This window comes from Pseudocnuella soli, assembly GCF_004347775.1.
GTDB lineage: Bacteria > Bacteroidota > Bacteroidia > Chitinophagales > Chitinophagaceae > Flavisolibacter > Flavisolibacter aquaticus.
Genome location: NZ_CP037755.1, coordinates 226558 through 238898 on the forward strand (window position 1 = coordinate 226558; position 12341 = coordinate 238898).

The window sequence follows — 12341 nt, forward strand, 5'->3', positions numbered from 1 at the left end:
AGGCAGAGAAAACAAAACAGGTTTACCTAATTCTAGTTATCCTCCATCAATGGATTTAATAAAAGCTCGGTTGAAGAAATCGGCCAGATGTATTGCTGGCTATTGGGCTCCACAGCAGTAGTACCAGGCTTTGCCGGCAGGGCCAAGCCCAAGCGGGTCAGGTCGGTACCAGCGAGGCCTTCGCCCAGCAGTTCAATACGGCGTTCGGTCAGGATCAAATTGATCAGGGCATCGGCCGATGCCGGGGCAAATGTGGTAGTTGGATCCGAACGGCGGCGTACTGCATTGAGCAGGTCCACAGCACGCTGATCCAATCCATTTACCCGGGCCAAGGCTTCGCTTAGGTTGAGCAACACTTCGGCATAGCGGATCACCGGTGCAAAGTCGACGAACAAGCCGCTCTTATCGGCATATTTAGCCAGCCATGTTTTGCTGCCCACTACAGTAGTGAGTGCACGGCGTGCATCGGTAGCTTTCCAATCAGCATTGCCAAGAATGCCGGCAGGATTGAGCGAGTACTCGCCATTGCCACCGTTAAAGGCCGAAGGACCATAATAGTAACCCAACTGGTTTTGGGTGCCCGGTGCTTCTGCCGATGAAAACGGCATCGACAAGATGTTTTCGTTGGTGGTAGATGCTACGCCAAACAAGGAAGCAAAAGTGGGCTCCAATGCATGGGGCACGCCGGTTTCGGCACGGAACGGTGCTGCAGCACTTACAATTTTATTGGCTTCTGTAATCACATCTGCATAGCGGCGCATGCTTAGCAGCACCCGGGTTTTCAGGGCAATGGCTGTATTGCGGTGTGCACGGGTTGTATTGAGCACAGCAGATGAATAATTCAGCGGCAGGTTTTGCTCCGCAAAATTCAGATCATCCAGTATCTGGTTGTACACTTCGCCAACGGTGGCGCGGGCCAGTGCATAATCGCCAGAGCCGGTATTTCCTTTCAGGCGCAGCGGCACACCGGGCTTGCTGCCATTGCCATCCCAATAAGGACGTGCATACAGCTGCAGCAACGAATAATAACTCATGGCCCGCAGCAGGCGTGCTTCGCCCTGGAAGTTTTTGCTCAAGGCTTCACCTACAACAGGTGTGCCTTTGCTGGCCATACCATCCAGAAACACGTTGGCCAGGTTGATGACATAGTATGCCCGTGACCAATGGTTTTGCACACTGTTGGTAGAGGAGTTGCTGGGTGTGTAGTTCCACACATCAAAACCGGTAACCACGTTGGTACGTTCGTTTAAAAAGTCGCCACCGCGGATGTCATTGAAAATCTGGTAGCGCCCACCATACATGCCCGAGTTTTTAATGCTGGCATAAATGGCCCGTACTTGTCCTTCGATGCGCAACCGCGAATCAAAGGCCGAAGCCTCGGCAATGCTGTTGGTGGGTATCGGGTTGAGCCGGTCTTTTTCGCAGGCCGTTAGCTGCAGCAGCGCCGCTGCCGATGCTATATATAAAAAGCTTTTTTTCATTGTAATACTTTAGGGTTCTTTAATTATAAACCTACGTTCAAGCCAAATGTGATGGTGCGCTGGTTGGCAACGGTGTTACGGTCGATACCAAAGTTGGTAGTGCCGTTACCATTACTTGAAACCTCGGGATCAGGACCGGGGTAATCGGTGAAGATCAGCAGGTTGTTGCCATTCACATAAAAACGCAGACTGCTCAGGCGGGCTTTGCTCACCAGGCTGCTGGGCAGGCTGTAGGCCAGCGTCAGGGTGCGCAATTTGATGAAGTCGCCTTTGAACACGTTCATGTCAAGCGGGAACGAAGAACCATTGGAAATGTTATCGCCAAAGATGGCTTTCGGAACGTCGGTTTGGTCACCGGCTTTTTGCCACCTTCTCAATACGTCGGTTGAGTTGTTCCAGAAACGCTGGTCGCGCAGACCGGCATTGGTACCAAAATAAATGTAGTTGCCGCCCTGGAAGGTAAACAAGGTGCTGAGCTCAAAGTTTCCATAGCGGAAAGTGTTGTCGAAACCACCGTAAAACTTAGGCTGCGTGTTGCTGTGCACTACGGCATCGGCCGAGCTTACTGCAGGGGCAACCGAACCGTCGGCATAAGCCCAACGGGGCTGACCAGCAGGTGCGATGTGCTGGAAGTACACTTCGCGGCCGGCTTTGTTGATAAAGATCCGGCGGCCAGTGGCAGGATCAACGCCATTGGTGCGGGTTACAAACAGCGAAGCAATAGGCTCACCCACAACGGTGATGCTGGGGCTTTCCAAACCGCCGGTGGTACCAATTACGTTGGTGATGCCCGGTGCCAGTGCAGTTACTTCATTTTTATTAAAGGAAATATTGAAGTTGGTATTCCAGGAAAACTTCTCGCGGTTGATTACCTGTGCACCCAGGTCAATCTCAACACCTTTGTTGTACATGGCACCAATATTCTGTGGAATGTTGGTCGGCAAACCCGCAGAAGGAGGCTGCGGCACAAACAGCAGCAGGCCGTCGATGTTGTTGCGGTAGTAGGTAACCTCACCGGTGATGCGTTCGTTCAGGAATCCAAAGTTCACCCCGATATCCAGCTTTTTGCTGGTTTCCCAGGTCAGGTCGTCGTTACCAGCCTGGTTAAAGGCCACGGTACCATTGCCGCCATACAAACCGGAACCAAAAGTAGACAGGGAAGCAAAGTTGCCCAAGCCACCGATGTTGCCCACTTTGCCATAGCTACCGCGCAGCCTGAAGCTGCTGAAAATGCGGTCGAGGCCGGCACCTTGCCAGAAGTTCTCACGGGTAATTTCCCAACCCAATGATGCACCCCAGAAGGTACCATACTTGCTGTTGGCACCCAATTGCGAAGCACCATCACGGCGGAGGTTTCCAGAAAGGAAATATTTGTTGTTGTACGTGTACTGGGCACGGGCAAACTCAGAGTAGAGGTAGCTTTCGCCAATAAACAAACCGGCGTTGTTGGGAGTAGACCAGCCACCCTGGATGTTGGTAAATGCAGGGTCGTTTACGCTGGTGCGCTGCAGGCCATAGCCCGAACCATCGGTTTTTTGCTCTTCCACACCCAGCAACAAGCTTGCGTAGTGTTTTTCTGCAAACGTGTTCCGGAATTCGGCGGTGTTGGTCCAAACAGTGCTTTTGTTTTTACCCAGCTGGCTCAGGGCTAAGCCATTGGATGCAAAACCTTCACCGGAAATAGGGCTCCAGTAAATTTCGTTGTCGGTCCAGATGTTGTCGATGCCATAAGCCGAACGCAGGGTCATCCACTCAAACGGCTTTAATTGCACATAAGCGTTGGTCAAAATGCGCTGGTTCACCGCGTTGCTGCGGTTTTGATCCAACTGGATTACCGGGTTGTTGAAACCCACCTGGCCTTGCAGGTTGTTCATTACCCCAATGAGGGCACCGGAGTAGTTGTAAGAACCATCGTTGTTGTATGGCGAAATGTTGGGCGCAGTTACCAGGGGCACACGGCCCAGGCCTGCAGTAGAAAATGCATCGCCCAATGCACCCGAGCTGGTAGCGGCCAGGTTATCTTCATTGGAGTACTGCACTTTACCACCCACACTCAATACTTTACCTACACGGTGGTCGAGGTTGGCCAACAGGCTCAGGCGCTTGAAGTCGTTGCGCTTGATAATACCCTGCTGGTTGGTAAAACCACCCGAGAAATAATAAGAGGTAGCATCGCTGGCACCGGAAACGCTCAGCGTGTTGCTGTGCTGCACACCCTGGCGGTATACGTAATCGTACCAGTTGGTGTTAATGGGCTGTCCATCGGGGCCGTTGGTGAGCCTGAACTGGTTGGTAGCGCTAAATGTACCTGCATTGCGCAGGGCTTCGTTTTTATAGTCCGTGTATTGGAATGCATCGAGCAACTCGGGCAGGCGCTGCACGTTGCTGAAACCTACCCAGCTATCCAGCGTTACACGGGCACGGCCCGATTTGCCTTTTTTAGTAGTTACAAACACTACACCGTTGGCAGCACGGCTACCATAAATGGCGGTAGCAGCAGCGTCTTTTGCAATGTCGATGCTTTCAATGTCGTTGGGGTTGATGCTGGCCAGCACGTTGCTGGCAGCGTTGGTGGCGCTTACGTCGCCGGTAAATGTGGGCACACCGTCAATTACCACCAGCGGGTAAGACGACAGTGAAATGGAGTTGGTACCACGTACCCGGATTACCGGGGGCTGGTTCAGCACACCGCTGGGAATGGTGATTTGCACACCGGCTGCACGGCCACCGAGGGCCTGCTCAAAACTTTGTACCGGCTTGTTGGCAATTTCGCCGCCTTTAATGGTGGCAATGTTGCCGGTAACATCCCGCCGGCGTTGGGTACCGTACCCCACCACTACTACCTCGTCGAGGCTGCGGTCGGCAGGTTGCAAGCTAACATTGAACGATGTGTTGTTGCCAATGGTCAGTTCCTGCGCGGTGCGGCCCACCGAGGAAAACACAAGTATCCGGGCATTGGCCGGTACACTGAGTGTAAATGTGCCATCGGGGCCGGAAACCGTGCCCTGATTGGAGCCACGAACCTGAACTGAAACATTGGGAAGCGGGTTGCCCCGGTCATCGGTAACCGTACCGGAGACGGTGCGGGTCTGCGCTAAAAGCAGGAGGGAATGGCATAGCAATGCCACCAGCATAAATAGCAGTTTTCTCATGTGCATTCAATTGTTTAGTTACACCTAATTGACATCTGCCATGGTACAACTGCTGCATCCGGATGGTAAACACAGGCGCAATACCCTATGCACGAATAAACCGTTGGGCATGCATGTTGGTGGCAGAATGCACATCAACTTGCTGCTTTTGATCCGGAAACAGAAGGAGTACACGGGGCAGCGATCAGATGACCAATTTACAACTCAACAGCACATTTTGTATCAAAATGTTAATTATTTTTTATTTTTTGAAAAACTAATAAGAAGCGCGGGCAGCAAAACAAGGTTGGTAATAGTGGCCACTACCAGCGTTAGCGAGGTGAGCCAACCAAGCGCCTGCGTACCGCCAAACCCGCTGAAGCAAAAAATCACAAAACCCGCCACCAGCACGATGGAAGTGTAAATAATGCTCAGGCCCGTGGAGTGAATGGTTTGCACCACGGTTTCCTTTGGTGATTTTCCGGCTTGCAGGTCTTGTTTATAATTCACCAGGAAACGAATGGTAATATCGATGGCAATGCCCAGCGCCACGCTGAAAATAAGTACCGTGGAAGGTTTCAGCGGCACGCCGACCCAGCCCATAACACCAGCGGTAATCACCAATGGCACCAGGTTGGGTATGAGTGAACACAGTAAAATGCGCCCCGAACGGAACAGGTACAACATACACAGGGCAATGAGCAAAAACGCCCAGAAAATGCTTTCCTTCAGCCCTTCGATGATAAAGGTGGTGCCTTCCAGAAACGTGACCGATGTGCCGGTGAGCGACACTTTATACCGCGAAGAATCGAACAGCTGGGAGGTGCGCTGTTCAATGCTGTCGAGAATCAGCGGCAGTTGTGCACTGCCTACATCCTGCATGTTTACCGAAATACGGGCCACTTGGCGGGTGCTGTCCATAAACGAAGCCACCAGTTTACCCAGCGATGCTCCCTGCGCGTCGCTTCCACCCTTCATGGACAAGTAAGGCTGCAAGGCAGGTAGGTCGTACTCGGAAGGCACCGAGTAGTTAACACTGTCGCCTTCAAAGAATGCCTGTTTTACAAACTTCAATCCTTCAACAAAAGAAATGGGCTTGCCGATATACGGCTTGGCTGCCAAAAACTGCGTTAGGGAATCAATACCATTAACGGTGCGCAGCATGCCTTTGCGGATGCCGTTCTTTTCTTTTGTGTCGATGGTTATTTCCAGCGGCATCACACCCCGGAAATGTGTTTCAAAAAACTTCAGGTCGGTAACAAGGCGGTCGGTAGCGGGCAGGTCATCTACAATATATCCCACGCTTTTTAACCGGAAAATGCCCATAACTGCTGCCACCAATAACACGGCGGTTGCGGCATAAATCAATTTGCGGTGGTTGAGCGACCAACGCTCCAGCCGGTCCAGCCAGCGCTGCAGGCCGCGGTTATCCAAGTAGCGCACATGCTGTTCTTTGGGTGGCTGCATCAGGCTCAGCACCGCCGGAATCAGGATGAGCGAGATAAAGAACAACATCATGATGTTGATGCCGGCCACGGCACCAAACTCTTTCAGGATGGCGCTTTCGGTAAGGGCAAACACCGCAAAGCCAATGGCCGCGGCAATATTGCAAAACAGGGTAACTACGCCCATTTTTGCAATCATCTGCACAATTGCTTTTTCGCGGTTGCCGGTACTTCGGTAAGCCGTGTGGTATTTATTTAGAAAATAAATGCAGTTGGGTATGCCGATGACCACCACCAGCGGGGCAATCAGCGCAGTGAGCAGCGTAATGCGGTAGCCCATCAGCTCCAAGGTGCCAAAGCTCCAGATAACGCCAATGACCACCACCGCCAGCGATAGCAGCATGGCGCTGAACGACCGGAAAAACAAAAAGAGAATAATGGCCGACAGCGCTATGGAGCCAAACGTAAACCATTTCATTTCGGCCGAAATGCGGTCGGCCAGCACGGTGCGGATCAGCGGCAGGCCGCTCAGGTGCACTTCCATGTTCTGTTTGCTGCCAAATGCTTCGGCTTCTTTGGTAATAGCGTTTACAATTTCGGAGCGGGCTTTGGAGGCCAGCAGCTGACGGTTGATGCGCACCCCCATCAGGTAAGCTTTCGAGTCGGGGTTATAGAGCAGACCCTGGTAAAAAGGCAGGTTTAAAAACACATCGCGGGTACTGTCAATTTCGGCTTGCGTTAGCGTGCCTTCTGGGAAAATGGCCGCGGCCTGCAGCTTTTCGGTTTCCCAGTTTTTTACCAAATTAACCGCGCCGGGCACCGACAGGATATCTTCTACCCCATTGATGGCTTTGATTTTTTGCTGCAGCTGGCGGAAGTCGTTGAATACTTTTTCGGTAAAAAACTGGTCGGTTTGTATGCCAATCACCAGCATGTTGCCATCCTCGCCAAAACGCTGCTTGAACTGCTGGTAGGTTTGGTATTTGGGGTTATCGGTTGGAATGGCTTTAGCAAACTCGTAGCTGAGTTTTACTTTGCTGGCCTGCCAGCCCATAAAGCCGGTAAGCACCAACAAAATTGCCAGCAAAATCATTCGATTGCGCAACACCCAGCCGCCTAAAGCTTGCCACATAGAAAAAGTAATTAGGTGGGCAAAAATAGGAACCGCAGATTTGTATGGTTTAAAATGATTTTTTTGAGCTGGTGCATAGCGTTAAATATGCCGCTGTTCATCGGCGCATTATCACTGGCCCGCTATTTTTGTACGATGCCAGTTAAGCTGTCATCAATTGGAGTAATTGAGGGATTATTAGTTCAATCCCGTTTTTGAAATAATCATTTTAATCTTTCTACACCACACAAATCCGCGGTTTTGATTGCAAAAACAAAAGGCATTGTACTGCGCTCCGTGAAGTTTGGCGAAACCAGTTTGGTGGTAAACATGTACACCGAACTGTTTGGGCTGCAATCGTACCTGGTAAATGGCGTACGCACCGCCAACCGCCGCAGCAGCGCCAAAGCGGCCTTTTTCCAGCCCGCATCCCTGCTCGAGCTGGTGGTATACCACAACGATTTCAACAACCTGCAGCGCATCCGCGAGTTTAAATGGGCTGTGTTGTACAACGCAATTCTTTCGGATGTGATCAAAAACGCGGTGGCCGCTTTTATGATTGAGCTGCTGAGCAAATGTGTGAAGGAACCGGAAGCCAACCCCGACCTGTTTTATTTTGTAGAAGATGTGCTGCTGCACCTCGATGCAGCATCGCCGCAGGCTACGGCCAATTTCCCGCTGTTTTATGCCCTGCACCTGGCCTATTTCTTTGGCTTCCGCATTGGCGATGAATATTCGGATGAAAATTCTTACCTCGACCTGCAGGAAGGCGTGTTTGTGCCGGTACAACCGCGCCACCAGTTTTACCTGCACGACCGCGAAGCCGAGGTTACCTCGCATATTTTAAAAGCACAACACCCCTCCGAGTTGGAAGACCTGCACCTGAACCAGGAATTCAGGCGGCGCCTGTTGCAGGCCTACGAGCAATATTATGTGCTGCACCTGCCGGAGTTTGGCGCCCTCAAATCGCTGCCGGTGTTGCGGGAGATGATGGGGTAAAAAACAGAACATCGAACAGACAAACAAGGAATATCGAACCGAAGAAGTTGATTAGCCAATGAATATTGAACATCAATAAACATTCCTATCTGACTTCTACATTCATCTGTTCCTTGTTCGTCTGTTCGATATTCTTTTAAAGCACTTCTGCCAGTTTCTTCGACAGGTCTTCGCCGCGCAGGTTTTCGGCAACCACCACGCCTTCTGGGTTTACCAGCACGTTGTACGGAATGCCTTCGATGTTGTACATCGGTACCACGGCGCTTTCCCAAAACTTCAGGTCGCTGGCGTGTGTCCACGCAAGGCCGTCGGCTTTGATGGCTTCTTCCCACTGGTCTTTTTGTCCGGGCCGGTCAAGCGATACGCCAAGTACCGTAAAGTTTTTGTTTTTAAATGCATGAAATGCCTTTACTACGTTGGGGTTTTCCATGCGGCAGGGGCGGCACCAGCTGGCCCAGAAATCGACCAGTACCCATTTGCCTTTAAAAGAAGAAAGCGAAACGGGCTGGCCGTTCAAACCGGGCAGGGTAAAATCAGGCGCGGGTTTGTTGAGCAGCGATGCAGCGGCAGCCTGCGGTGTGCCAGCGGGCTGTTGCAGGCTTTTGTTGATCTGCGCCAAAGCTTCGTGCTTTGGATGCGCAGCCGAAGCCTTGCCAATCATGGCTTTTATTTCGTCCGGCGAAAAAGGCTCCACGCCCAGCGCCGGGTTTTGCGACATGCTTTGGTACGATCCCAGCGCAAACACGGTCAGCGAAGGACTTTTGCTTTTGCCGATAAAATCGGCGGTATAATTTTTCAGGTCCGTGATCTTGAGGCTGCGTTGCGCCAGGCGCAGGTTTACCAGCGAATCGGAAGATCCGGTCTGCTGCATGCTGTCGATGGAGCGACCTTCGTTGAACAAGGCACCCAGTTTTTCGCCGGAGGTAAAAAAGTAGCTGCGCAATGCCTCGCTGGCATCGGAGCCTTTTACCGTGTACACATCTTTTGAAGTAGGATCAATATTGATGGTAACGTCCGACTCATCGTTGATGACGGTAGCCACCGGGTACTCCTGGTTGTTGAGGCGCAGGTTGTACACCGATTCGCCTTTCGAAAGGGCGCTCAGTTCGTATTTACCGTCTTTATCCACCGTAGCCGAATCAACGAGCACCGGCGCACCGTTGTTCAGCGGCGTTTCTTCGAGGTACACTGTTTTAGCACTGGTATTTTTTATGGTACCCGAAACGGTAAAACTGCCCTGGCCCGACTCTTTACAACCGGCCAGCAACAGGATAAATGCAGGAACAAAGATTTTTTTCATGAATCGATTTTTGGAATTGAACCACGGAGACACAAAGGCACAAAGCACCACGAAGTAAACTGTGCGCCTCTGTGTTCGCCGTGTCTCCTTGGTTTAAAACTGGTGCAAACTACAGCAAGCGGTTAAAATATGGCTTTGGCAAAAGCCCGAATTAACGGGTCTTTACCACGAATTATGCCTTTAGTTTTTCGGTAAATTTTTCTGTGATCAGTTGTGCATCGGCTTTGCCGCGGGCCATGCGCATGGCTTCGCCCACAAAAAAACCGATAAGCCCTTTTTTGCCCTTGCGAAACTCGGCCACTTTTTGCGGATGCTTGTCCAGCACGGCTTGCACCCACTCTTCCACTTCGCCCCTATTTTCTGTAAGCAATAAATTATTGACCGCTAAAAACTGGTCCACATCCAGCGCACCCTGCTCAAACAGGGCCGGCAGCACCTGCTGCACCGCCATGCCGTGGGTGGTCCGCTTTGCTTCAATGGCATTGACCAGCGCCGCCAGCGAGGCTGCATTTATCAGCACATCATCCGATGACAATTCCTGCTCCGTCATCCGGTTGCGAATGGGGTTTAGCACCCAATTGGCCACAGCTTTTGCGTGGGTGGTGTGTGCACAGGCGGCGCGGAAAAGTTCTTCCAGGCCGGTATCGGCAGCCAGCGCTTTTGCATCGTATTCGGGTAAATTAAATTCCGACACAAGGGCCTCCACCCGCTCTTTTCGGCTGGGCGGCATCGTTAGCCTGATGCTGTCGATCATTTCATTGCTAATAGAAAACGGCGGCAGATCGGGGTCGGCAAAATAGCGGTAATCATCGGCGTCTTCCTTTGTGCGGATGGCGTATGTGGTGTTGGTTACTTCATCGTAGCCACGGGTTTGCTGCAGCACGGTGCCGCCACTTTCCACCAGCGCAATCAGGCGCTCCCTCTCCACTTCAATAGCCTTGCGAATAAAGCGTACCGAGTTGAGGTTTTTGATCTCCACCTTGGTGCCCAGTTCTTTTTCGCCCCATTTGCGCACCGAAATATTTACATCGCAGCGCAAGCGCCCCTGCTCCATGTTGCCATCACAAACGTTGAGGTAGCGCAGCAGGCTGCGCAGTTCAGTTACATAAGCATAAGCTTCCGCACTGCTGCGGATATCGGGCTCGGTTACAATTTCGAGCAGCGGAATACCGGCCCGGTTAAAATCCAGCCCGGTATAGTTTTCAGAGGCATCGTGCACACTTTTGCCGGCATCTTCCTCCATGTGTATGCGGTTGAGCCGGATGGTTTTTACTGCTCCGCCCACTTCCACATCGAGGTGGCCGCCCTGGCAAATAGGCGCAGTGTGCTGCGAGATCTGGTAGCCTTTGGGCAGGTCGGGATAAAAATAATTTTTGCGGGCAAAATAGTTGTGCCGCACAATGGTGCAATTGAGTGCCAACCCCAGTTTGATGGCCAATTGTATGGCTTCGCGGTTCATTACCGGCAGCGTGCCGGGGTGCGCCAGCGATACGACGCTTACCTGCGTGTTGGGCGCTTCGCCAAACAAGGTGCTGTCGGCACAAAAAAGCTTGCTTTGTGTGGTCAGTTGGGCGTGCACTTCAAGGCCCACCACCATTTCATAATTTTTATCCGCACTCATGGGCGGCAAAGATAGAGAAATTGAGGGCCGGCACCGGTTTTAGCAAAACTGCCGTTGGCAGCGAACAGCGTATTGCACCAACAAAAAACCCGCGGCATCACTGCTGCGGGTTTTTATATATCCAACTCAAGCTTGTTACAGGTCGGCTGTTTTCAGTTTTTTGGGTGTTTTTATTTCCACGGTCTGCTCTTTACCATTGCGCAGCATCTTTATTTTGTTCGATGCGTTCTCGCGGTTCTTGGCCAGTTCGCGGCGCATCTCGGTTACGTCGTTTACAGCTACATCGTTGAAATGGGTGATAATGTCGCCTTCTTTAACGCCGGCTTTTGCAGCAGCGCCATCTTCTTCCACTTCTTTTACGGCTACGCCTTTTCCATTTTCAGTGTCTTGTATGGAAATGCCCAGGCGTGGACGCCCACCGGCAACCGACAGGTTGAAATCGCGAAAATCAAACGACTCGTTGGGGCCAAAAGGCGCTACGCGGCCGGGTACCATCACCCTGAAATTGTCGCCGTTGGCGTTGATGCGCAGGCCTTTCCACTGGCTTAGTTCGGCAGTGGTTTTTTGCTCTTTGCCATCGCGCAGGTAAGTAATGGCAACTTTGTCGCCGGGTTTGCGTTTGCGCACCTCTGTGGTTACGTCGCTGGCATCATCAATCTTTGCATCGCCAATGCGGGTAATTACATCGCCTGCTTTCAGGCCAGCCTTTTCAGCACCGCTTTCTTTGTTCACGCTATTGATGCGGGCACCACGTTCATCTTCCGACGTCATCACACCCAGCATGGCGCGGGTGGAGTCTTCCGCAAACAAGGTAAATGCATCTTCATTCATGCGGAAGTTGAAGTTGTTGCCGGCGCGGGGCGGCATAGGCGGCTGTCCTGGAGCCATCACCAGGGCATCCACATCGCGGAGCCGATGGCGCTGCACCGACACAGCCCCTTTCAGTTCCTTCACGTTTTTACCATTTACCGTAATTGCCTCTCCGTTGATCTCGATCACGGTTTTTTCGTTGCGGTCGCCGGTGCGGGTAATAATGATCTGTTCGCCTTCCTTACGGGCCAGCGCCTTTTCTTTTTTAGCCAACTCTTTTTCTTTGTTGGCCAGTTCTTTTTCGCGCTTCACCAGGTCATTGTCATTCTGGGCCAAAGCCGCTGTGGGCACGGACAGCACCAGCATACCGGCAATAAATAGGTATGGGTTAAAAACACGTTTCATAAGTTGATATTTTGTCTACGTTAAATTTCGTAGTTCAA

The 12341-nt window shown here is 51.8% G+C and carries 7 protein-coding genes; 1 reads left to right on the forward strand and 6 read right to left on the reverse strand.

Features of this window, described 5'->3' with window-relative positions; translation table 11 throughout:
• Positions 1-32 precede the first annotated feature (32 nt).
• From EPD17_RS00905 to EPD17_RS00915, 3 genes are all read right to left on the reverse strand, one after another.
• Positions 33-1481, reverse strand: coding sequence for a RagB/SusD family nutrient uptake outer membrane protein (locus EPD17_RS00905; protein ID WP_132050983.1), 1449 nt, complete (start codon positions 1479-1481; stop codon positions 33-35).
• Between the two features lie 23 nt (positions 1482-1504).
• The gene (locus EPD17_RS00910; protein WP_132050985.1) at positions 1505-4633 is read right to left on the reverse strand and encodes a SusC/RagA family TonB-linked outer membrane protein; all 3129 of its coding nucleotides are present in this window, start codon (positions 4631-4633) and stop codon (positions 1505-1507) included.
• A 234-nt stretch (positions 4634-4867) separates the two neighbouring features.
• The gene (locus EPD17_RS00915; RefSeq protein ID WP_132050987.1) at positions 4868-7189 is read right to left on the reverse strand and encodes an efflux RND transporter permease subunit; all 2322 of its coding nucleotides are present in this window, start codon (positions 7187-7189) and stop codon (positions 4868-4870) included.
• A 240-nt stretch (positions 7190-7429) separates the two neighbouring features.
• Between EPD17_RS00915 and recO the strand changes: the two genes are divergently transcribed.
• Positions 7430-8167: a DNA repair protein RecO gene (gene recO, locus EPD17_RS00920; RefSeq protein WP_132050989.1), complete on the forward strand. Its 738-nt coding sequence runs from the start codon at positions 7430-7432 to the stop codon at positions 8165-8167.
• A 136-nt stretch (positions 8168-8303) separates the two neighbouring features.
• Here the strand turns inward: recO and EPD17_RS00925 are convergent, their stop codons facing one another.
• From EPD17_RS00925 to EPD17_RS00935, 3 genes are all read right to left on the reverse strand, one after another.
• Complete coding sequence (locus tag EPD17_RS00925) at positions 8304-9467, reverse strand: TlpA disulfide reductase family protein (protein WP_132050991.1); 1164 nt, start codon at positions 9465-9467, stop codon at positions 8304-8306.
• 172 nt (positions 9468-9639) lie between these two features.
• Positions 9640-11088: an Asp-tRNA(Asn)/Glu-tRNA(Gln) amidotransferase subunit GatB gene (gene gatB / locus EPD17_RS00930; RefSeq protein ID WP_132050993.1), complete on the reverse strand. Its 1449-nt coding sequence runs from the start codon at positions 11086-11088 to the stop codon at positions 9640-9642.
• Positions 11089-11223: 135 nt separating this feature from the next.
• Entirely contained in the window at positions 11224-12303 is a 1080-nt protein-coding gene (locus EPD17_RS00935) for a PDZ domain-containing protein (RefSeq protein WP_132050995.1), read from the reverse strand.
• Positions 12304-12341: the final 38 nt, after the last annotated feature.

Excerpts from the sequence above, each read along its gene's own strand:
- EPD17_RS00905 (WP_132050983.1), bottom strand. The coding sequence starts at position 1,481 with ATGAAAAAAAGCTTTTTATATATAGCATCGGCAGCGGCGCTGCTGCAG.
- EPD17_RS00910 (WP_132050985.1), bottom strand. The coding sequence starts at position 4,633 with ATGAGAAAACTGCTATTTATGCTGGTGGCATTGCTATGCCATTCCCTC.
- EPD17_RS00915 (WP_132050987.1), bottom strand. The coding sequence starts at position 7,189 with ATGTGGCAAGCTTTAGGCGGCTGGGTGTTGCGCAATCGAATGATTTTG.
- EPD17_RS00925 (WP_132050991.1), bottom strand. The coding sequence starts at position 9,467 with ATGAAAAAAATCTTTGTTCCTGCATTTATCCTGTTGCTGGCCGGTTGT.
- gatB (WP_132050993.1), bottom strand. The coding sequence starts at position 11,088 with ATGAGTGCGGATAAAAATTATGAAATGGTGGTGGGCCTTGAAGTGCAC.
- EPD17_RS00935 (WP_132050995.1), bottom strand. The coding sequence starts at position 12,303 with ATGAAACGTGTTTTTAACCCATACCTATTTATTGCCGGTATGCTGGTG.